The 20,255-nt window shown below is 57.3% G+C and carries 20 protein-coding genes; 14 read left to right on the top strand and 6 right to left on the bottom strand.

Annotated features, from left to right (window positions below; genetic code table 11):
* Window positions 1-37: 37 nt before the first annotated feature.
* Complete coding sequence (gene ftsZ / locus CU102_RS06705; protein ID WP_106710237.1) at window positions 38-1,732, top strand: cell division protein FtsZ; 1,695 nt, start codon at window positions 38-40, stop codon at window positions 1,730-1,732.
* Between the two features lie 265 nt (window positions 1,733-1,997).
* Window positions 1,998-2,939: a UDP-3-O-acyl-N-acetylglucosamine deacetylase gene (gene lpxC, locus CU102_RS06700; RefSeq protein WP_106710347.1), complete on the top strand. Its 942-nt coding sequence runs from the start codon at window positions 1,998-2,000 to the stop codon at window positions 2,937-2,939.
* Window positions 2,940-2,945: 6 nt separating this feature from the next.
* Here the strand turns inward: lpxC and CU102_RS06695 are convergent, their stop codons facing one another.
* Entirely contained in the window at window positions 2,946-3,836 is an 891-nt protein-coding gene (locus CU102_RS06695; protein WP_106710236.1) for a LysR substrate-binding domain-containing protein, read from the bottom strand.
* A gap of 123 nt (window positions 3,837-3,959) precedes the next feature.
* On the opposite strand from CU102_RS06695, the gene CU102_RS06690 reads away from it, so the two are divergent.
* Window positions 3,960-4,349: a tautomerase family protein gene (locus tag CU102_RS06690; RefSeq protein ID WP_106710235.1), complete on the top strand. Its 390-nt coding sequence runs from the start codon at window positions 3,960-3,962 to the stop codon at window positions 4,347-4,349.
* A gap of 146 nt (window positions 4,350-4,495) precedes the next feature.
* Here the strand turns inward: CU102_RS06690 and CU102_RS06685 are convergent, their stop codons facing one another.
* Window positions 4,496-4,840 carry a hypothetical protein gene (locus tag CU102_RS06685; RefSeq protein WP_106710234.1) on the bottom strand — a complete coding sequence of 115 codons (345 nt, stop codon included), beginning with the start codon at window positions 4,838-4,840 and terminating at the stop codon, window positions 4,496-4,498.
* A 144-nt stretch (window positions 4,841-4,984) separates the two neighbouring features.
* Between CU102_RS06685 and CU102_RS29390 the strand changes: the two genes are divergently transcribed.
* Window positions 4,985-5,656, top strand: a complete 672-nt coding sequence (locus CU102_RS29390) for a hypothetical protein (protein ID WP_133624409.1) — start codon at window positions 4,985-4,987, stop codon at window positions 5,654-5,656.
* A 532-nt stretch (window positions 5,657-6,188) separates the two neighbouring features.
* Here CU102_RS29390 and CU102_RS06675 read toward each other — a convergent pair.
* Window positions 6,189-6,833 (bottom strand): hypothetical protein, encoded by a 645-nt coding sequence (locus tag CU102_RS06675; protein ID WP_133624407.1) that lies wholly within the window; start codon window positions 6,831-6,833, stop codon window positions 6,189-6,191.
* 485 nt (window positions 6,834-7,318) lie between these two features.
* Between CU102_RS06675 and CU102_RS06670 the strand changes: the two genes are divergently transcribed.
* The 6 genes from CU102_RS06670 to CU102_RS06650 all read left to right on the top strand — a co-directional run bounded on the left by CU102_RS06670 (window position 7,319) and on the right by CU102_RS06650 (window position 12,589).
* The gene (locus tag CU102_RS06670) at window positions 7,319-8,131 is read left to right on the top strand and encodes an AraC family transcriptional regulator (RefSeq protein WP_245425244.1); all 813 of its coding nucleotides are present in this window, start codon (window positions 7,319-7,321) and stop codon (window positions 8,129-8,131) included.
* Window positions 8,113-8,349 (top strand): helix-turn-helix domain-containing protein, encoded by a 237-nt coding sequence (locus tag CU102_RS30295; protein ID WP_342588739.1) that lies wholly within the window; start codon window positions 8,113-8,115, stop codon window positions 8,347-8,349. The genes CU102_RS06670 and CU102_RS30295 overlap by 19 nt, the downstream gene beginning before the upstream one ends.
* A 23-nt stretch (window positions 8,350-8,372) precedes the next feature.
* Window positions 8,373-8,828, top strand: coding sequence for a DUF4865 family protein (locus CU102_RS06665; protein ID WP_425351529.1), 456 nt, complete (start codon window positions 8,373-8,375; stop codon window positions 8,826-8,828).
* A 267-nt stretch (window positions 8,829-9,095) separates the two neighbouring features.
* The gene (locus CU102_RS06660) at window positions 9,096-9,962 is read left to right on the top strand and encodes an outer membrane protein assembly factor BamD (protein WP_106710345.1); all 867 of its coding nucleotides are present in this window, start codon (window positions 9,096-9,098) and stop codon (window positions 9,960-9,962) included.
* Window positions 9,963-9,981: 19 nt separating this feature from the next.
* Window positions 9,982-11,661, top strand: coding sequence for a DNA repair protein RecN (gene recN, locus CU102_RS06655; RefSeq protein ID WP_106710231.1), 1,680 nt, complete (start codon window positions 9,982-9,984; stop codon window positions 11,659-11,661).
* A 103-nt stretch (window positions 11,662-11,764) separates the two neighbouring features.
* Complete coding sequence (locus CU102_RS06650) at window positions 11,765-12,589, top strand: phage minor head protein (RefSeq protein WP_106710230.1); 825 nt, start codon at window positions 11,765-11,767, stop codon at window positions 12,587-12,589.
* A 398-nt stretch (window positions 12,590-12,987) separates the two neighbouring features.
* Here the strand turns inward: CU102_RS06650 and CU102_RS06645 are convergent, their stop codons facing one another.
* Complete coding sequence (locus CU102_RS06645) at window positions 12,988-13,596, bottom strand: hypothetical protein (protein WP_106710229.1); 609 nt, start codon at window positions 13,594-13,596, stop codon at window positions 12,988-12,990.
* 83 nt (window positions 13,597-13,679) lie between these two features.
* Here CU102_RS06645 and ligA point away from each other — a divergent pair, with 83 nt between their 5' ends.
* Together ligA and CU102_RS06635 are read left to right on the top strand one after the other, a co-directional pair.
* Entirely contained in the window at window positions 13,680-15,824 is a 2,145-nt protein-coding gene (ligA, locus tag CU102_RS06640; RefSeq protein ID WP_106710228.1) for an NAD-dependent DNA ligase LigA, read from the top strand.
* Window positions 15,821-16,525 (top strand): DUF2461 domain-containing protein, encoded by a 705-nt coding sequence (locus tag CU102_RS06635; RefSeq protein WP_106710227.1) that lies wholly within the window; start codon window positions 15,821-15,823, stop codon window positions 16,523-16,525. The genes ligA and CU102_RS06635 overlap by 4 nt, the downstream gene beginning before the upstream one ends.
* On the opposite strand, the gene CU102_RS06630 is transcribed toward CU102_RS06635, so the two are convergent.
* Entirely contained in the window at window positions 16,526-16,864 is a 339-nt protein-coding gene (locus CU102_RS06630; RefSeq protein WP_106710226.1) for a cupin domain-containing protein, read from the bottom strand. It abuts the gene before it with no gap.
* 154 nt (window positions 16,865-17,018) lie between these two features.
* Between CU102_RS06630 and CU102_RS06625 the strand changes: the two genes are divergently transcribed.
* Both CU102_RS06625 and CU102_RS06620 read left to right on the top strand, forming a co-directional pair.
* The gene (locus CU102_RS06625) at window positions 17,019-17,765 is read left to right on the top strand and encodes an AzlC family ABC transporter permease (protein WP_106710225.1); all 747 of its coding nucleotides are present in this window, start codon (window positions 17,019-17,021) and stop codon (window positions 17,763-17,765) included.
* A complete protein-coding gene (locus tag CU102_RS06620) occupies window positions 17,765-18,058 on the top strand; it encodes an AzlD family protein (protein WP_106710224.1) in 294 nt (97 codons plus the stop codon). The genes CU102_RS06625 and CU102_RS06620 overlap by 1 nt, the downstream gene beginning before the upstream one ends.
* A gap of 9 nt (window positions 18,059-18,067) precedes the next feature.
* On the opposite strand, the gene CU102_RS06615 is transcribed toward CU102_RS06620, so the two are convergent.
* Window positions 18,068-19,912: an aminopeptidase P family protein gene (locus CU102_RS06615; protein WP_106710223.1), complete on the bottom strand. Its 1,845-nt coding sequence runs from the start codon at window positions 19,910-19,912 to the stop codon at window positions 18,068-18,070.
* Window positions 19,913-20,255: the final 343 nt, after the last annotated feature.

Here is a 20,255-nt window from a genome sequence, read left to right as displayed (position 1 = left end):
AGCGGCGAGGCGGTAAAGACGAAAAGGAACGAGACAAATGAGTATCAATCTGCAAAAGCCGGATATTACCGAGCTTAAGCCCCGGATCACCGTCTTTGGTGTTGGCGGTGGCGGTGGCAATGCGGTCAATAACATGATCAATGCCGGTTTGCGCGGTGTTGAATTCGTTGTGGCCAATACCGATGCGCAGGCACTTTCGCAGTCCAAAGCTGAACGTCTGATTCAGCTCGGTGCGGCGGTGACCGAAGGCCTCGGCGCAGGTTCGCAGCCAGAAGTTGGCCGCGCAGCTGCGGAAGAGTGCATCGATGAGATCAACGATCATCTGTCCGGCACACATATGTGCTTCGTCACCGCCGGCATGGGCGGCGGCACGGGTACGGGTGCTGCTCCCGTCGTTGCCCGCGCGGCACGCGAAAAGGGCATCCTGACGGTTGGTGTCGTGACCAAGCCTTTCCATTTCGAAGGCCAGCGCCGCATGCGCACCGCCGATATGGGCATTGAAGACCTGCAGAAGAATGTCGATACGCTCATCGTCATTCCCAATCAGAACCTCTTCCGCATTGCCAATGACAAGACGACCTTCGCCGATGCATTCGCAATGGCCGATCAGGTCCTTTACTCCGGTGTTGCCTGCATCACCGACCTGATGGTCAAGGAAGGCCTGATCAATCTCGATTTCGCCGACGTTCGTTCGGTCATGCGCGAGATGGGCAAGGCGATGATGGGCACCGGCGAAGCCTCCGGCGACGGCCGTGCAATGGCTGCCGCTGAAGCTGCAATTGCCAATCCTCTGCTTGATGAAACCTCCATGCGTGGCGCCAAGGGTCTGCTGATTTCGATCACCGGTGGCCGCGACATGACGCTGTTTGAAGTTGATGAGGCTGCAACTCGTATCCGTGAGGAAGTTGACCAGGATGCCAATATCATCCTCGGCGCTACCTTTGACGAAAGCCTCGAAGGCATCATCCGCGTTTCTGTCGTGGCAACTGGCATCGATAAGCAGATTGGAGAGTCGGCGCCCGCGCCGATCGAATTTCGCCAGCCTCTGAAGCCCATTGCCAAGCCCGCGCAGCAGGCAGCCGCAAGAGTTGAGACAGTTGCACGTCCGGTTGTCCAGCAGCCGGCCGCCCGCGCCGCAGATCCGGTCGCGGAAGCGATCCGCGCTGCCGAGCATGATATTCCGCAGCGCGCGCCACAACAGGTCGAGCAGGAGTTCCGCCCTCAGAGCCGCATCTTCCAGGCGCCAGCACCGGAAGTCTTCGACGCTCCGGTAGCTGCCGCTCCCCAGGCACCGGTTCAACCGGAACCTCAGCCGCAGATGCAGGCGCCTGCATCACAGCCGGCTGCAGCGCCACGTATGCCCAATGTTGCTGATTTCCCGCCGGTCGTTCAGGCGGAACTCAATGCTCGCGACATGGGCGCCCGCGATAACGGTCGTGATCCGGCGTCATATGAGAGCCAGGAAGATCGTGGTCCGATGGGTCTCTTGAAGCGCCTAACTGCTGGCTTGACCCGCCGCGACGACGAAACCGCCCGGTTGGAACCAGCGCAGCCGCGGGAACCCGCCATGCGTCCGGCCGAACCACGCCGTCCGCTTTCACAAGACGCGTCCATCTACGCGCCGCGCCGCGGTCAGCTTGACGAGCAGGGCCGGGTCCAGCCGCAAACGCGCCAGGCTTCCGAAGACGATCAGCTTGAAATTCCGGCATTTCTCCGCCGTCAGGCAAACTGATCCGTTCACGGAATGTTAAAAAATATGAATTCCGCCATTGTCTCAATGGCGGAATTTTTCTTTCAAGCTTTTGAAAAGGCTTTGAAACAACTGATCAGCGGAGATGATGCTCTCGTTACAAATGTCTCGAAACCGTGATTTTGTTTCAGACGATACCGACTGTATCTTGCGCCGCAACATGGCAGCTGCTGTGCTGATTCCGATCGTGCAGCGTGCCAAAAATAAAATTCGGGTGTTCCTGCCCGGCACCGGCACGAGGTTTCTATTGCGCGATTTCCAGACGACGATTGCAGAGCGTATATCGCTTTCGGGTGCGGGTGTGCACAGCGGCACGCCGGTTACGATGGCGTTTGCGCCCGCCGATCCCGATACCGGCATCGTTTTCCAAAGAATCGATGGCAGTGGCGGCAGCCACGAAATCAGGGCCCTGGTGTCCGAAGTCGGCACAACGGATCTCTCAACGACCCTTGCCAACCGGGCTGGTGTTACGATCAGTACCGTCGAGCATGTCATGGCGGCGATCGCGGGAGCCGGCATTGACAACATGGTTATAGAGATCGATGGCCCGGAAGTACCCATTCTTGATGGAACCTCCGCCGCATTCCTGGATGCTTTCGAACAGGCCGGTTTCGTCCGTCAGGCCGCAAAGCGCCGTTTCATTCGCATCCTCAAAACATCGCGCATCGAGGCTGGTGCCTCGTGGGCGGAATTCCGTCCCTATGACGGAACACGATACGAAGTCGAGATCGATTTCGAGACGCCGGTTATCGGTCGACAGAAATTCGCCGGAGACATGGACGAGACGATCTTCCGCAAAGAAATTTCGCGCGCGCGCACGTTCGGTTTCATGCGCGACGTCGAAAAGCTCTGGGCCGCCGGCCTTGCGCTCGGCTCGTCACTGGACAACTCCCTGGTCATCGGCGATGACCATTCGGTCATCAATCCCGGTGGCCTGCGCTTCAAGGACGAGTTTGTCCGCCACAAGACACTGGATGCGATTGGCGATCTTGCGTTAGCGGGAGCGCCGTTCATCGGGTGTTTTCGCTCCTATCGCGGCGGTCATCGGCTGAATGCGGCGGTGCTTCGTGCGCTCTTGTCGGATCATACTGCATTTGAGATTGTCGAGATGGCTGGCAAACGCGGCCAGAACCGCGGCGCATCTCTTGTCGCGGTGAATGCCCCCGTCTTTGCGCCTTGGGCGATATAATTCCTGTTACAATCCCGGTATCGCATTGTGCACCGCTTGCAGCATGATTGCCGCAAGACGGGCCGTTGCCGGTTCGGATTGCGCTTCCGAGCGATGAAGAACCAATCCAAGGCTCGGTAGCTGTGGCAATCCACTGTCTGCGGGCACAAGAGGTTTTACGCTGGCAGGAAGGCCCACCGGGGTGCGGATGGTCACGCCAAGGCCCGCCGCAGTGGCGGCCCACAATCCCGCCAGACTTGGACTGATGAATGCCAGCCGCCACGGAATGCCGGCGCGGTCAAGTGCGTTGATTGCGGCAGTCCGCAACAGGCAGGGCGCCTCGAGCGATGCCAGTGGCAGCGGCTCTTCAGCGGATGCTATCCACTCCTTCGGTTCTCCGGCAGGTCCGACCCAGCACATCGGGACGTCGACGACGTGCTCGCTATGGGGGGTGACTTCACCACTGCTCCATGCCAGGGCCAAGTCGAGCTTGCCCGACGTCACGCGATCGATCAGCTCCGCATTGCGCGCCACGCGTGCCTCGATCCGCACTTTCGGATGTGCACGCGCGAATTGCCCCAAGACCTCCGGCAGGATGGTCTCGCCGAAATCTTCCTGCAGACCAAGCCTTACCCAGCCCTCAAGTTCGGTGCCGTGAATCGCAGTTGCCGCTTCGTCGTTGAGGTCAAGCAGACGTCGCGCGTAAGCGAGCATGGTCTCCCCAGCGTCGGTGAGCGCAAGACCGCGACCCGCCTTGATAAAGATCGGCGTTTCGGCCTGCTGCTCCAGTTTCTTCAGCTGCGCACTCACAGCGGAAGTGGAGCGACCGAGGCGGTCAGCAGCCTTGGCAAAGCTGCCGAGCTCCATTCCGGTGGAAAATGTCCGCAGTACATCAAGATCGAATGTAATTCGTCGCATTTTAATTATCCTGATTTTCAGGACTGTTTCTTCAAAATTTTCTGATTTTCGGGATGATTATGCGCGCCTATAAATCCAGCGTCAAGTTCATTGGACTACCGCATCCCTGGAAGGAGAATTCCAATGCCATTTACCCGCATTTCACTGATCGAAGGAAAATCGCCCGAATATCTGAAAGCTGTTTCCGACGGCTTGCATCAGGCGATGGTCGAAGCGTTCAACGTACCGGCGGACGACCGGTTTCAGGCCATTCATCAGCATCGCCCCAACGAACTGATCTTCGATCGTAATTATTTTGGCGGGCCGCGTTCCGACGATTTTATCGTGTTCTCGATAACGACGGGTAAGCCCCGGGACACGGCGACGAAGAAAGCGTTCTACAAGCGGCTGGTAGCTTTGCTCGGCAAATCGCCCGGGGTAAGGCCGGAAGATATCATGATCATCGTCAGTACCGCGAGCCGGGACGAATGGTCTTTCAGCAATGGCGAAACCCGGATGCTGGAATCGGTCTGAGATCAATGCTTTGACAGGAGGGATCGTCATGATAGCCATGCAAGCATCAGCCGGTTCCAATACCGTCCATGGTGCTCTCAATTATCAAACTAAATCAATAGCTTATTGACAATTGTCCTCGCGATCGGAGGGAGAAGATGCGGCTATCAATAACAGTTGGTATAAGCACCACTGGTGTAGCAGGTTATACGGGTATTGGACTGGGCTTGCCGAGCATAGTTATCTGACATAGCTTGCATCCCTTCTGCCGCCGCTGCAAACCCTTGGCGGATCGCTTGACGAGTCTGATGTCTCTTTGTTTGCTCCATAGTGATTTCTTGGCGGATACACATTTGGTATTCAGCTTTCGTCCTAACCTGAGGACGGCAACGTTTGTCGATCATGGAAGCGAAACTTTGCACTTCCTTGTACGACATTTCACTGATCTGTTTTGTCTGGCATCCAGTTAGGACCAACCCTGCACCGATCACGGCACTGATAAGAATTTTCATGTTATTGACCTTTCCAAAAAACGAGCGCGCGGCTCCTCGAATGAGGGCCCTGTGCTTTCGTTAATCTGCTTGATGATTTCACTTCTTCATTTGGTTGGTGGGGGCAGATCGCTCAATTCCACAAATGAGCGCCGGCGAGGCCAAATGGCCTTCTTTCCAACCGTGTGGGCTTTCCCTAGCGGTCCAAAAAATTTCGCGCTTGCGTTTGGCTGCCAATCTTATGTTTTACGACGCCAAAGGGTCTTTCCCTATTGCAGGGCACCTAGCGCGGTGCGAACCGCTGCCGCATTGCGCGATGGTTGGATCAAGCTCAACCTGTTACCAGCACCGGTCCTCAGCTTTCTCCCTCTTGGTCCAGAAGAAAATCTTGGGATTCGTGCCGCCGAGCACTGCAGCAAATTTCCCGTCCTTGACCAACGTTCGTCCGCTTACGACCGTTTGATTTGGATCGTCATTGCCCGGGCGGGTGCTTGCTACGTTAAACGTCCGCTTCCCGACCTGAATCGTTTTTCCACCGCTCCACGTTACAATGTAAGTGTCCCGAGTGGTGGTGCTCTGGCAGGTCATGAAATTGTTGTTGCCCGATCTAGTCGGATCTGGTGCAACGGCTGGCTCTGTTTGTGGGGCAGGTCGATCTGGCAGGAATTCTACCTAGCCCTGAACCTCGGAAGTGGTGAGCCAACGTATCTCGCCCGATTTGGTGAGCACCATGGCACCGATAATATTTGCTGGCGTACCAAAATATGCCATCTCACGAGCCACGTCGACCGTTGTGTCGCCATCCTCGTAACTGGTGGGTTCGCCCGCCTTTCTTGAGGATGCGCTATGGCGCCAAGCAATGATCCTCGACTAACATAACGTGTGATGCCCGCTGAGAACATCAGAACACAGGCAGAGGAACATTCCTCGCCTTGAGCCACAGCGGTGTCCAAGCTGCGACCGCGGATTATATGTGCCATTCTGTTAGCTGGCTGAATATGACCGCCTGGACTGTTGAGAATCAGAGCATTGGTTTGATGGCCATGACTGTCACGTTGAGCTAGGATGTCCTCTAGTTTAACTGCGTCGTCCCGATCGACACTACCACTGAAGACGATAGCGCCTGTATCGGGAATGCTGAAGAACTCGCCGGAGTGAGCCACGGTCGACATTAGACACGCCGCTAGTGCAGCTAATGTTCTTTTCATGATCGGCCCGCCCACATAATGCAGTCACTAAACCCTGCGAAGGCCCACATGGAGGCGGCGCAAAGTGCCCCCATGATGGTGAGGAATCTACGACGATTCATAGGATGCCACATTGAATTTACCTTCAAAAAGTGGGCTCCTCTCTCGAGGGGCACTGTCTGTTACTTCTTGTCGCCGCCCTTGTTATCATTGTCAGCGCCGTGGCCGCCGTTGCCTCGGCCAGGATTGCTTGGATCGGTGTTATCGGGGTCGTTCCCATGCCCATTATCGTCCTTGGGCTTGTCGCGGTCTTTCGTGCTGTTAGGATCTTCGGTACCAACGCCTTCTCCAACGGTGCCCTGCTCGCCAGTGCCTTCCTCAGCACCCGGGTCAGTGTTATCGCCGCCAGCTGGGGTTTCGTTGTCCGGCGTTTCGTTGTCCGCCACGTCAGTCGTGTCCGAGGGGGAGCCGCCCGTCGGGCCGCTACCGTTGCCAGCACTCGCTGAACCGCCGCCGGAGCTGGCCGCTGAACCGCCGCCCGAGCTGGCCGCTGAGCCGCCTGAGGATGCATTGCTGGCGGAACTTGCGCCGCCGGCCGATGATGCATGATCGGCTGCGGATGCACTCGCGGACCGCGATTCGCTACGGGTCGATCGTGTATGCGTGGATCGCCAATCGCTGCGGTCCTTCAAAACCGGACTCACGACGGAGCACGGAGCACTGAACCAGATCTGCATCAGGTTACGCTGGCAGCTCGATTTCTGAGCAGCGAGAGCAGGGGCGGATACGCTGGCGAACAACACGCCAAGGATGACTAGTTTCTTCAACACATTTCTCTTTCGCGATGGAGTCCGGAGGCTCTTTGCCTTCGGAGTTGGTCCATGTTTAATCGGAGCACGATTGCTCCACTGGCCCCCTCGCGAGGGAGGACAGTGCAACAATCAAGCGGAGCCCCCTCGCAAAAGGGGCCCGTACTTGGTTAAGCTGCTTGCTTCTCTTGAATTCGCTTCTTCATTTGGTTGGTGGGGAGCAGATCGCTCCGGCTCAATGGCCTTACCTTTCCAACCGTGCGGGCTATCTCTAACAGTTCGAGTAAATTCGCGCTTGCGTTTGGCTGCCAATGTCTTGGGCTAAGACGCCAATGAGGTCTTGGTTTACTGACGACCGCCACGCCCTCTCGGCCCAGTCGAAGTGCTTTGACACGCGCGACAAAAGTTGCGCTAAGCTGCCATCGCGCTCATAGTGTGGGCACTGGCCGGTTGGGCATGATTTCACAGCACGCGGCCATACGATTCTTGGGAGATCAACGGCGGTGCCGACGTCAATAGGCTTGGCTGTTCACTTGGCGCTTGGAGTGCTTGAACGTCGCGGCATCGACCCGGCTCCCCTACTTGTGCAGTCCGGCTTGCCGGAGGCGGCGCTCGCCAGCCGCAAACGGATCAAGGTCAGAGCGGCGATCGATTTTCTGGAGCGCGTGTCTCGTGTCGTTCAGGACGACTGGCTCGGGCTTACTCTTGCAGCGGATTTCGACTTGCGCAAACTCGGCATGCTGTACTATGTGGCTGCGTCATCGGAGCGATTGGGCGATGCACTCAAACGCCTGGATCGGTATGAGCGCATTGCCAACGAAGCGCTGGACCTGCGGATCGCCAAAGGCTCGGGCGGCCAGGTGGGGCTTTTCTATGACGGCGTGCCCCGCCACATGGACCGGCACCTGATGGAGTCCTTCGCGGTCGCGCTGATACGGCTCTGCCGGCAGCTTGTCGGAAGGAAGATCGTGCCGCTTTCGGTAAGATTCATGCATCATCGCGCGGACGGCCGCAAAATCGAGCAGCTCCTGGGCTGCGAGGTCAGCTTCGACGCCCATGTCGACGAGATAAGATTCGACGCAAGCGTGATGGACTTGCCCCTGCTTGGCTATGACCCGTATCTCAACGATCTGATGGTGAAGAGTTGCGACGAGGCGATTGCTGCACGTGCATCCAGCGGTAATGCGTTCCGGACAGAGGTTGAGAACACCATCAGGCCGCTTCTGCCGCACGGTGAAGCGCAGGCAAGGACGATCGCGCAAAAACTAACCTCAGCGAAAGGACATTCGCGCGGCGGTTGGCAGCCGAGGGGTTGAGCTTTGGAGAAATCCTCGACCAGATGCGGCGCGATCTCGCCTTACGCTATTTCGAACAAAACCTTCGAGCGTCGGACATCACGTGGCGGCTTGGTTTCCAACAACCCAGCGCCTTCAGCCACGCGTGCCGACGCTGGACCGGAAAGAGCCCTTCGGAATTTCGGCGATCTTTCGTCGCAATCGCTAATCCGGCCCAGTTGCCAATCAGTCTTCGTTAGCTTGCGATCCGCTATTTGATGTTCTGACACATCGCCGCATAGCGGAGAAGGGCCATCTGCTCGACAAATTTCCCAATCTGAGATTCAAGGCTTACCTGACGGCCCGGAGCGGTGACGGCACCCAGAGCCGGGAAAACCTCTACGCTCCGTTCTATCTCTGGAATCATGAGGACGGCCTGAATGATTTCCTGTGTGGGGAGGGCTTTGTCGGTGTCACACGGTCATTCGGCTGGCCGATGGTAAGAACCTGGTTTGTCTGGCAGGCACATTTGTCTTCTGTGATCGGTCAGCAACGTTCGCAACACGTGAATTGCGGGTCGCAGCGGCTCATTCATCGGTCGGAGACTTACGCAAGCGTGACAGCGACGAAGCCATGCATGATGTTGAGAAGGGCGGTGCTCTGGCCTCTATTCCGGCATTCGAAACGACGAGCTGGACGCGCCTTCGAATTCAACTTTGGGGCGAGCCGCGGCCATTGAAGTCTGGTGCGGAGGTCCAAGCCTACAGGATCGGCTACCTGTCGCTACCGAAACAAGTTGAATTCATTTCAGGTTCGCCACAAAATTGGACGATTACACGGCAATAAGATTGCTGATTCTGTTGGCTTGTGGTTTATGAACGCCCAACCGACGGTAAGATTGAGTATGCCTAGAGCATGGGACGCAAACGTGATATCGGGTTTGCGATCAATGCTCTTAAACTATTATGTGGGGGCCGGAGACAGCATGGCGAATTGCAGAATGTCGATGAATACAGGGTTGGCTCACAGGGCCCGCATGGCCCTTCTTCTTGTTCCAATTGCCAGCGCTATCGCCATTTCCGGTTGTGCATCCAAAGATGATGATATAGACCTGAACGCCTATGTCGATACAATCGAACCTGCTGACGTTCTGTACAATCAGGCGCTCGCCAATCTGAATTCCGGCCGCCTTGCCGAGGCCGCCAAGAAATTCGATGCCGTCGATCGCCAGCACCCTTATTCGGAGTTCGCCCGTAAATCGCTGGTCATGGGCGCGTTCGCAAACTATCGCGCCGGCAAGTATGACGATGCGCTTGCCATGACCAAGCGTTACATTGCGCTTTATCCGACACAGCCGGAAGCGGCTTACGCTTATTACATTACCGGCCTCTGCTACTATCGCCAGATTCCGGATGTGACGCGCGAGCAAAGCATGTCGCGCCGGTCGATCGCTGCATTCAGCGAAGTGGTCGAGCGCTTCCCCGATTCTGAATATGTCGAGGATTCCAAGGCGAAGATCCGTTTTGGCCGTGACCAGCTCGCCGGCAAGGAAATGCAGGTTGGCCGCTATTATCTCGAGCGCAAGGAATATCTGGCTGCGATCAAGCGCTTCCGGGTTGTCGTCGAGCAATACTCGAACACACGCCATGTCGAAGAGGCATTGGCGCGTCTGGTGGAAGCTAACTTCGCCTTGGGCCTGACGAATGAAGCGCAGGCGGCTGCGGCTGTTCTTGGCCAGAACTATCCGGATAGCCAGTGGTACAAGGATAGCTACAAGCTGCTGCAGAGTGGTGGCCTTGAGCCGCGTGAGAGCGCCGGTTCATGGCTGTCGAAGGCTGCAACTGCAATCACTGGTGGCAAAGACGGCGTCTAACCGATAAACAGAGCAATCCATGCTTTCGCATCTGTCGATCCGCGATATTGTTCTGATTGAACGGCTCGACATCGAGTTTCGCGAAGGCTTGTCGGTGCTTACCGGGGAGACTGGCGCAGGCAAATCCATTCTGCTCGATGCATTGTCGCTTGCCCTTGGGGCACGTGGCGACGCTTCGCTTGTCCGGCATGGGGCGGAGCAGGGCCAGGTGACGGCCGTTTTCGATGTGATGGGCAGCCATCCGGCACGCTCGCTGCTGCGCGACAACGACATCGATGATGATGGCGATATCATCCTGCGCCGCGTGCAGACAGCCGATGGCCGCAGTCGCGTTTTCATCAATGATCAGGCCGCAAGCGTCACCCTGCTCAGGGAGCTTGGACGCAGGCTTGTCGAGATCCATGGCCAGCACGATGACCGCGCCCTGATCGACATCGATATCCATCGCACACTGCTCGACGCATTCGGCGCACTTGAAACAAAAGCGGGTCTCGTTCGGGCGGCGCACAAGACATGGCGCGATGCCGAACACACGCTGGTTCGCCACCGCGCCAAGGTGGAAGCGGCAACCCGCGAGGCCGACTACCTGCGGGCCTCGGTTGAGGAACTCGCCAAGCTCGATCCCGAGCCCCAGGAAGAAGAGCTGCTGGCAATCAAGCGCACGGAGATGATGCGATCGGAAAAGATTGCCGGCGACGTCAATGATGCCAACGAGGTTCTATCCGGCAATGCCTCGCCCGTGCCCTCGCTTGCCAGCCTCGTGCGGCGGCTTGAGCGCAAGGTACCGGAAGCACCACAATTGCTGGAGCCAGTGGTCAAGGCGATTGATGAAGCGCTGAACGCGCTGGCTGAGGCGCAGAACGGCATCGAACAAGCCATTCGCGCTATCGACTTCGATCCGCGCTTCCTTGAACAGACGGAAGAGCGCTTGTTCGCTCTTCGTGCTGCGGCACGGAAATATTCGGTTCCAGTGGATGACCTTGCTGCCTTGCGCGACAGGATGGATGCAGACCTTGCCGATATCGACGCCGGCGCCGAACGTCTCGCTGTCCTGGAAAAGGAAGCCATGGCGGCTCGTGAGGCATATGACCAGGCGGCGCTTGCCCTTTCGAATGACCGGCGCGAGACCGCGGTTCATCTGAAACAAGCGGTCATGGCCGAATTGCCGGCACTGAAACTGGAGCGGGCTGAATTCATCGTCGAAATGACGACCAATACGGATAGCCGCACCGCCGAAGGCATCGACACCGTCGAATACTGGGTGCGGACCAATCCCGGCACCCGCGCCGGGCCGATGATGAAAGTCGCTTCCGGCGGCGAACTCTCACGCTTCCTGCTGGCGCTGAAAGTGGCGCTTGCCGACCGCGGGTCGGCTCCGACGCTGGTGTTTGACGAGATCGATACGGGTGTAGGCGGCGCAGTTGCCGATGCCATCGGCCAGCGCCTTCGCCGTCTCGCGGGACAGGTTCAGGTTCTCTCCGTCACCCATGCGCCGCAGGTTGCCGCGCGGGCACAGACCCATTTCCTCATCGCCAAGTCGGCGAGCGGCAACGACCGTGTGGCGACCTCCATCCGCGCCATGGAAACGGGCGATAGGCAGGAAGAAATCGCGCGCATGCTGGCCGGCGCCAGTGTGACAGAAGAGGCGCGCGCCGCGGCCGTCCGCTTGCTACGAGAAAACGCCGCCGTCGTATCCTGAGGGCAGAGCCTGGTAATCGCTTTCGGTGATTTCTCACTGGTCACTTATCCACGTCCACTTTTACCGCCGTATCATCGTCCGGGTGCAACAGGGCAAGACATGGATGAACCTTCTCAATTCGCTGGAATACCGCAAAGCCTTCAATAATTATCTCCGCCGCGGGACCCCGATACGCTTGTCGCTGAAGGCGGAAGATCTCGGCCATCCCACCACGCATTATGTCTGGCGCACGCGCGGCGACCCGCAGGTGCGTCCTTCTCACATTGAAAATAACGGAAAGCTATTTGCCTGGGACAATCCGCCCGAAACCGGCCATCCGGGCGAGGACTATGGCTGTCGCTGCGTCGCCGAGCCCTATATACGTGGGGATAGCGAATATGCCAATCAGACACTGATCAGTGATATCAATGATGCGCCGGAGAAATGGACCAATGCCCGTTTCATACGCCATTACTATCTTGGTGGTGGCGAAGACCTGACCTTATCAGAAACAGGGCATATGGCTGGTGTGATAGATTATTTTTTTTACAAGCTTGACGTATATGATCGGATAAGCGCGCAAATTATCGCAGAGGCAAGGAAAATTACATCTGGACCCCTCACTTATAGTTTCATTAACTCTTATGACTTTGGTGATTATGTTTATGTGTTTGGAAGTAGTGTCGTTAGTCGGGAGTTTTCCGGAACCGTCATAAATGAAAATGGTATGATGTTCATAGAAGGCGAGATGTCCTATCTCTATACGGATACTTTTACCGACCCTGCCAGCGTGCGGGAAAAAATTACGTACGGAACTTCTTCAGTAGATGCATCATCTCCCGTGTGGGTGTCCATCTCTGATGGAGGTGGCCAATATTTCAATGTGTCCGACACGTGGCGGACGGAGTTCAGGAGTGAGGTCAAATACAACCAAAGCGATGGTATATAATCAGCCCGCTGGCTGATATGGATAAATCACCAGAAAGACTATCATTAGAATTATAACCCCAACATAAATCCACACCGGAGTGCTCAGAGCCAGCAAAATATTACTCACCCAATTGCCAACTGAGTCATTCATCTCTCGAATTCCGCGGCGATAATAGATACGCCACACAAGCTCGAATCCACCTACATAGGCGCCGGACGGAATCCAGCCCAAAAACAGGGCAAAGACGAAGTTGAGCCCGCCGGTTCCTACGAGGAGATGTTTACATTTCTCCTAACCATAGCCATTCTGATCGCCGTTTGGGAAACTGTTATGGCAGTTCTCGTAAGCTTCCCAACTCAGCTTGCTCCCCCACTGCACGCCCGCATTAAGCAGTGCATAGCCGAGCGCAATTGCCGTCAACAGTCGCCCAACCTTAAGCCAGGTATTCGGCTCTGGTTTGACACTGAAACGAAAACGGGCAGCAGGATGATGAAACTCCAGAGCCAGTAGTTCATTGGGCCCGGGGGTTGGATTGCACCGTTGCTGCTTTCTGGAGAAACCCAGCGAAACATCAAGAATAGAATGCAAATGATAAAAAATATCAGTACGGGCGCTATATAAATCAATAAGATATTGCTCAAAAAATGAGAACCATCCAGTTGCGCAAGTGCGCGACGAAAAACTACGCGCCAGATCGCTTCATTTATTCCGACATAGATGGCTGCAAGAATGCAGCTGAAGAATATGTAGGATGTTAGGTGCGAGTATAGTGCAATGTAAACGAAAGATTTGCATGTTTCCAAAATCAATGGATCGGTCTCAATGAGACCGCCGATACATGGATGGGGCTCCTCCATAATCAGCCAAAACTTCTGCCAAGCTATGGCACCTGCAAGAAAAGTATAGCAAGCAAGCGCAGTGGCGAAGATCAGTCTCGCCGCTTGCAGCCAGGCGCTTACCTCCGGCTTTTCGCTGAATACAAGCACTGGAGGTACGAGGATAAAAAGCCAGAACCAATAGTTCATGAAGAAGCCAGAGCCACTTTCTCTTCGGCCAAAGGAACGCTAACGTCGCACACATGACGAAGCACAACAATTAGACGATAGTGATGGCAGACATTCCCGTAGAAGACCTAAGCGAGGCGGAAGCCGCAGAGGAACTTGGCCGTCTGGCAGCAGAGATTGCGAGCCACGACTACCGCTACAATACCGAAGATGCGCCGATCATTTCCGATGCCGCGTATGATGCGCTGCGGCGGCGAAACCTCGCCATCGAGCAGCGTTTTCCGCATCTGAAGCGTGAGGATTCGCCATCGAACAAAGTCGGTGCCGTCGCATCGGAAAAGTTCGGCAAGGTGACCCATTCAATTCCGATGCTGTCGCTAGACAACGCCTTTCATGACAGCGATGTCGAGGATTTCGTCGGCCGCATCCGCAGGTTCCTCAAGCTCGGACCCGACGCGAAGATAGGCATTACGGCGGAACCCAAGATCGATGGCCTGTCGCTTTCCCTGCGCTATGAACTGGGACGGCTAGTCACGGCAGCGACCCGCGGCGATGGCTCGACTGGCGAGAACGTCACCCTCAATGCGCGCACCGTGGCCAGTATCCCGAACGTACTGAATGGCAAGCCGCCCGAGGTGCTGGAAGTTCGCGGAGAGGTCTACATGAGTCATGCCGACTTCGCGGCGCTCAACGAGCGGCAGGCGAAGGAAGGCAAGCAAATCTTCGCCAATCCCCGCAACGCTGCAGCAGGTTCCCTGCGCCAGCTTGATGCGACGATTACAGCGTCTCGGCCATTGCAATTCTTCGCCTATGCCTGGGGTGAGGTCAGCGAGATGCCGGCCGCCACACAAATGGGCATGGTCGACGCGTTCCGATCTTATGGGTTCCGCGTCAATCCGCTGATGCAGCGCTTCGTGTCGGTAGAAGGCCTGGTAAAGCACTATCACCAGATCGAAGAACAACGCGCCTTGCTTGGCTACGATATCGATGGTGTCGTATACAAGGTGGATGACCTTGCGCTGCAGCAGCGGCTGGGTTTTGTCTCCCGCAGCCCGCGCTGGGCCATCGCCCACAAATTCCCGGCGGAACAGGCGATGACGATCCTCAAGGGCATCGACATTCAGGTCGGGCGCACCGGTGCGCTGACGCCCGTGGCACGGCTTGAGCCGGTTACTGTAGGCGGCGTTGTCGTAACCAATGTAACGCTCCACAACGAGGACTATATTAAGGGGATCGGCCAGAATGGCCAGCCGATACGCGAAGGGCGGGATCTCAGAGTCGGCGATACGGTTGTCGTCCAGCGCGCAGGCGACGTCATTCCGCAGATCGTCGATATCGTTGCCGACAAGCCCCGCGGGCCGTCGCCCTACGTCTTTCCGGACACCTGCCCTGCCTGCGGCTCCCATGCGGTGCGTGAGGAGGGCGAGGCGGTGCGCCGCTGTGCCGGCGGGTTGATTTGCCCGGCGCAGGCGGTGGAGCGCATCCGGCACTTTGTCTCGCGTAACGCCTTCGATATTGAGGGGCTTGGTGAAAAACAGGTGGAGTTCTTCTTCAAATCGGAAGATCCGGCGCTGCATATCGGCACACCCGCCGACATTTTCACGTTGAAGAAACGCCAGGCGGCCTCTCTGGCCAAGCTTGAAAACATTGATGGATTTGGCGCGACCTCGGTCAAGAAACTTTATGACGCAATAGACGATCGGCGTGAGGTCACGCTCAGCCGCTTCATCTACGGCCTTGGGATACGCCACGTTGGCGAGGTCAATGCCAAGCGGCTGGCCAAGGCCTATCGCTCCTACAAAGCCCTTGCCAATGCTGCCACGGCGGCGGTGCCGCCGAAGGACAGGGCGGACAGGGGCAATGATGCCTGGCGCGAATTGAACGAGGTGGAAGGTATCGGCAGCATCGTTGCCGAGGCACTCGTCGATTTCTATGCCGAAGAGCACAACCGGGAAGCACTTGCTGCGCTCCTCGCCGAGGTCACACCGCTCGACGAGGAAGTGAAGACAGTCAGCGGCTCGCCAGTTGTCGGCAAGACGATCGTCTTCACCGGCTCGTTAGAGCGCATGTCGCGAGACGAAGCCAAGGCCATGGCCGAACGCTATGGCGCCAAGACCGCCGGGTCTGTCTCCAAGAAGACCGATCTCGTTGTTGCCGGACCGGGCGCGGGGTCGAAGCTCGCACAGGCACAAAGCCTCGGCATCGAGGTCATCGACGAGAACGCCTGGTTCACCCTGGTGGGCGCATGAGCGAGATCGTGTTCAAGGGTTTTGGTGACAAGGCGCTACCGTTTCTGAAAGCGCTCGATTTTCATCAGAACCGAGAATGGTTCCTGGAAAACAAGGATCTGTTCGAAGGGCACCTCTACGAACCGCTCGGCGATCTGGTCGAGGATCTGCTGGCGCGTTTCGAAAAGGCGGGCCTGCCATTCAGGGGCGACCGCAAGAAATCGCAGTTCCGCATCAAGCGTGACACCCGGTTTTCCAAGGACAAGAGCCCCTATAACCGGCACTTGTCGGCGCTGCTCTCGCCCGACGGCAATAAGTGGGCCGAGAGCGGCTGCTTCTATGTTTGTATTGGCCTTGAGGAGTATCGCGGCTGCTATGCTGCCATCGCCTGGTGGCAGCCAAAGCCGGAGCTTCTGCTTGCGATGCGCAAGGCCATTGTCGAGAAGCCGGAAAAATATCGGGCAATGGTTCGGGCGCTGGCAAAGAACGGGCTGGAACTCAACGATACCAACCGTTTGAAGCGAACGCCGCGCGGTTTTGAGACGGTCACCGACCCGGATCTGATCGAGGCGCTGCGGAACCGCAACTTCGTCGTGCGCTTTCCGATCGACCCCGCCGGGATCACCTTGCCAGAGCTTGCCGACGATCTTCTCGACTTTGCGGTGCGGGCAAAACCTTTGATCGACTGGGGCAGGGCAATCGAGGGCACCCTCGTCGCGTAGCTACCACTCGGTAACGAAGACTTCGTTGGCGTGGATATCGATGCTTTCGAGGGCGCCAGGCCCAAGATTCTCGAATTTGTGTGGCGTATTGGCAGGTGCAATGACGATCTGGCCTTCATGGGCATCGACTATTTCACCGCCGACGGTAAAGCGGGCATGCCCTTTGCGGATGATAAAAGTCTCCGTGTAAGGATGCCTATGGAGGCGCGGCCCGCCGCCAATACGTTGCTGGAAATTGAAGATGATGGACACATTGGTGCCGTAGGGCTTGCCGGTCACTTCGCCGTGCCAGAATTCCGGATGTTCCGCCCAGACATCGCGATCGATGACATGTGCCATGGTACTCTCCCTTTCACCGCACCCATTTGCACCCTATCTATGGGCAAAGGCGGAGACAAGAAGGGGAGGTCTGGTGGCTCGCTGCAGCAACATTGATCGTATTGATCAACAAATCTCACGTGACAGCCCGGCCATCCTGGCCTAGAGCAGACCCATGGACGAACAAATATATCAACGGGAATCAATCCCGGTCGATTCCGGCACCTCCCGTTCGCAGTTCTGGGAAGGCTTCGGCAAGGGGCTGCCGATCATGGTTGCCTCGGCGCCGTTCGGTCTGCTGTTCGGTGCGCTGGCGGTCGACAACGGCTTCACCGTATTTGAAGCTGTGCTGATGAGCGCCGCGATCTTTGGTGGCGCGAGCCAGATGGTCGGTATCGAGCTCTTCGGCCAGCACATTCCCGCCTGGCTGATCGTCTTTTCGATCTTTGCGGTCAACTTTCGCCATGTGCTGTATTCAGCTGCCGTGGGACGGCGTATCGGTCACTTCAAGCCGCTGCAGAGCCTCCTCAGCTATTTCCTTTTGACCGACCCGCAATATGCGGAAACCGAGAAGCGAGCCGAGTCCGGCAGGGCCGTCACGTTTATCTGGTATCTCGGCGTTGCCACACCGATCTACGTCATGTGGGTAACAGAGGCCTGGATTGGCGGGCTTTTCGGAAATCTCATTTCCGATCCGCATGCGCTTGGCATCGATATGCTGCTGCCGATCTATTTCCTTGGGCTGGTCATGGGCTTTCGCAAGCGCGACAACTGGGCGGCTATCGTCATCGCCAGCGCCATTGTCTCGATCATCGCCTACAAGACAATCGGCTCGCCGTGGCACGTCAGCATCGGTGCCCTGGCCGGCATCATCGTGGCGGTGATCGTAGCCAAGCCGGAGAAAGCACGGGAGAAGCGCTGATGTCATCAATATTCTGGATCATCATCGCCGGCGCAGTCCTGACCTTCCTCACCCGCATCGGTGGCCACCTTGTACTGTCGCGCTTCGAGCGCATTCATCCGCGCGTCGAGGTGGCACTCAACGCAGTGCCTGCTGCGGTCCTGACGACATTGGTTGCGCCAGCGGCGGCCACCGCTGACTGGCGCGGTCTCCTGGCATTGGCTTTCGCAGGGCTCATTTCCCTGCGCTTCAACGCGCTGACGATGTTCCTTGCCGGCGCAGCAATGATCATTCTGCTGCGCCAGTTTTCCTGATCGCTATTTTCAACTGTTGTGCGCGAGCGGCTCGGTCGCAGCCATAAGCCATTCGCGCTCATCGCCCTTGGTGTGCGGCAGAAGCGCCTCGCGAACCCGCGCGTGATAGGCGTCCAGCCACACCAATTCTTCGCGCACCAGCAGGCTCGTGTCGATCAGCCGCTTGTCGATGGGGCAAAGCGTGATCGTTTCGAAGCCCATCATCGGGATATCGCCGCCTTCGGGCACCTCCGGCTCGGTGACGATCAAAAGGTTTTCTGTCCGGATGCCATAGCCGCCCGAACCGGGTTTGTAGTAGCCGGGCTCGTTGGAGAGGATCATGCCCGGCAACAGTTCGTGCACACCACGTTTCGAGATGCTTTGCGGTCCTTCGTGTACCGAAAGGAATGAGCCGACGCCGTGTCCGGTTCCATGGCCATAGTCGTAGCCTTGCTTCCACAGGGCAATGCGCGCAAGCGCGTCGATATCCATGCCGCGCGTGCCTTTGGGGAAGCGTGCGGTTGAAATGGCAATCATGCCCTTCAGGACCAGTGTAAACTTCCGCTTCATGTCGTCCGTCGGCTTACCGACCGGCAGGGTGCGCGTTATGTCGGTGGTGCCATCGCGGTATTGGCCGCCGCTATCGATCAGATAGAGCTCGCCATCCTCCAATGTACGGTTTGACGCGGTGCTGACACGGTAATGCGCAAAGGCGCCATTCGGTCCGGCGCCGGAAATGCTGTCGAAGGAGAGGTTTTCGAGCGGCATCTGGAAGCCCTCCGCAACCGTACGGCGGGTTTCCTCCAGCTTTGTCGCTGCAATGATTTCATCGATAGTGCCGGGAGCCTGTTCGTCGATCCAGGACAGGAACGACACCATGGCGACGCCATCGCGCTCGTGCGATTTGCGTGCGCCTTCAAGCTCGACGGGGTTCTTGATCGCACGCGGCAGCCGCGCTGGATCAAGGCCATCCACAACCTTGCCGCCCGCCTGCTCAACGATCAGGCGCAGCTTTTCGGCCGCCAAAGCCGGATCAAGCATCACGGTCTTGTCTCCGGCGACAAAGGTCGAGACATCGCCCTCCAGGGATGAAGGTGGACGTAATGTCGAAAGCTGTGTGAGATAGGCCTCCGTCTCGATCGGAAGCTTGCGCTTGTCGATGAAGAGCAGCGGTTCTCCGGAAGCGGGAAGAAGTGCAAAAGCCAAAGGCAGCGGCGTGTTACTGACGTCATTGCCGCGAATGTTGAACGCCCAGGCAATCGAGGATGGATCTGTCAGAATGGTCGCGTCGGCTTTGGCCTTCGCCACCGCCTCAGCCAGTTCCTGCAGCTTTTCGCTGGCGAATTTGCCTGCATACTTCTCCGGTTGAATGGTAACTGCTTCGAGCGGCGGAGCAGGCTGATCGTCCCAGATCATGTCGACCAGGTTGTCCTTGATGGCGACCAGACTGCCACCGTTCTTTTCCAGCGCCTCGTGCAACGCTTTGGTCTCGCTGATCGTGTGCAGCCAGGGATCGAAGCCTATGATGAGCTTCTTCTCGACATTGCGCAGCCAGACCGGGGGCGGCGTGTCGACAAGGCTTTCAATCGTGAAGATTTCAGGATCCGTCTGCTCGGCAGCCTGCAGCGTGTAGCGTCCGTCGACAAACAGATAGGCCTTGTTCTTCATGATCAGGGCAACACCGGCTGACCCAGTGAAGCCCGTCAGCCACGCCAGTCGGCGAGCACGGGCAGGCACATATTCGCCCTGATGTTCGTCGGCACGCGGTACGAGAAAACCGTCAAGGCCGAGGGACTCGAGTTCGGCGCGCAGCTTGGCGACCCGGGGGGCGGCGGTTGCCGGATTGCTTGCGACCTCAAACGACTGAAACATGATGACTGTGAACCTCTGCTGTTAGAGGCCGAAACCTATCTTCCCGTCTTCGCCGGCGCAATGGATGAGTGGATTTAGCAACCAGATTCTGCCGTTGATAGTCGAGAAAAGCACGTTCCCATTGTACGATTATTTCGCCGCGTATGCGCAATGGACATGGCTGCCATGTTGGAAAGGCGCTGGTTGGCGGCCACCCAAATCACCTATTCTTGCAGTGGGAGGATCGGTTGCCACCATATGATCATGGAGATGAGAGATGGCACACAGGATCCGCGGGTTTTTCAAGACAGCACTCGAAAATCTGATTGCGTACCGAACCGCCCAGATGAGCCGATATGTCGTGCGG

The sequence above is a fragment of the Phyllobacterium brassicacearum genome (assembly GCF_003010955.1).
Classification (GTDB): Bacteria; Pseudomonadota; Alphaproteobacteria; order Rhizobiales; family Rhizobiaceae; genus Phyllobacterium; species Phyllobacterium brassicacearum.
The sequence above is the reverse complement of the archived record's forward strand: the minus strand, read 5'-3'. Positions and strand labels throughout refer to the sequence as shown.

Excerpts from the sequence above, each read along its gene's own strand:
- ftsZ (WP_106710237.1), top strand. The coding sequence starts at position 38 with ATGAGTATCAATCTGCAAAAGCCGGATATTACCGAGCTTAAGCCCCGG.
- CU102_RS06695 (WP_106710236.1), bottom strand. The coding sequence starts at position 3,836 with ATGCGACGAATTACATTCGATCTTGATGTACTGCGGACATTTTCCACC.
- CU102_RS06690 (WP_106710235.1), top strand. The coding sequence starts at position 3,960 with ATGCCATTTACCCGCATTTCACTGATCGAAGGAAAATCGCCCGAATAT.
- CU102_RS06685 (WP_106710234.1), bottom strand. The coding sequence starts at position 4,840 with ATGAAAATTCTTATCAGTGCCGTGATCGGTGCAGGGTTGGTCCTAACT.
- CU102_RS29390 (WP_133624409.1), top strand. The coding sequence starts at position 4,985 with ATGGCCTTCTTTCCAACCGTGTGGGCTTTCCCTAGCGGTCCAAAAAAT.
- CU102_RS06660 (WP_106710345.1), top strand. The coding sequence starts at position 9,096 with ATGAATACAGGGTTGGCTCACAGGGCCCGCATGGCCCTTCTTCTTGTT.
- recN (WP_106710231.1), top strand. The coding sequence starts at position 9,982 with ATGCTTTCGCATCTGTCGATCCGCGATATTGTTCTGATTGAACGGCTC.
- CU102_RS06650 (WP_106710230.1), top strand. The coding sequence starts at position 11,765 with ATGAACCTTCTCAATTCGCTGGAATACCGCAAAGCCTTCAATAATTAT.
- CU102_RS06645 (WP_106710229.1), bottom strand. The coding sequence starts at position 13,596 with ATGAACTATTGGTTCTGGCTTTTTATCCTCGTACCTCCAGTGCTTGTA.
- ligA (WP_106710228.1), top strand. The coding sequence starts at position 13,680 with ATGGCAGACATTCCCGTAGAAGACCTAAGCGAGGCGGAAGCCGCAGAG.
- CU102_RS06635 (WP_106710227.1), top strand. The coding sequence starts at position 15,821 with ATGAGCGAGATCGTGTTCAAGGGTTTTGGTGACAAGGCGCTACCGTTT.
- CU102_RS06630 (WP_106710226.1), bottom strand. The coding sequence starts at position 16,864 with ATGGCACATGTCATCGATCGCGATGTCTGGGCGGAACATCCGGAATTC.
- CU102_RS06625 (WP_106710225.1), top strand. The coding sequence starts at position 17,019 with ATGGACGAACAAATATATCAACGGGAATCAATCCCGGTCGATTCCGGC.
- CU102_RS06620 (WP_106710224.1), top strand. The coding sequence starts at position 17,765 with ATGTCATCAATATTCTGGATCATCATCGCCGGCGCAGTCCTGACCTTC.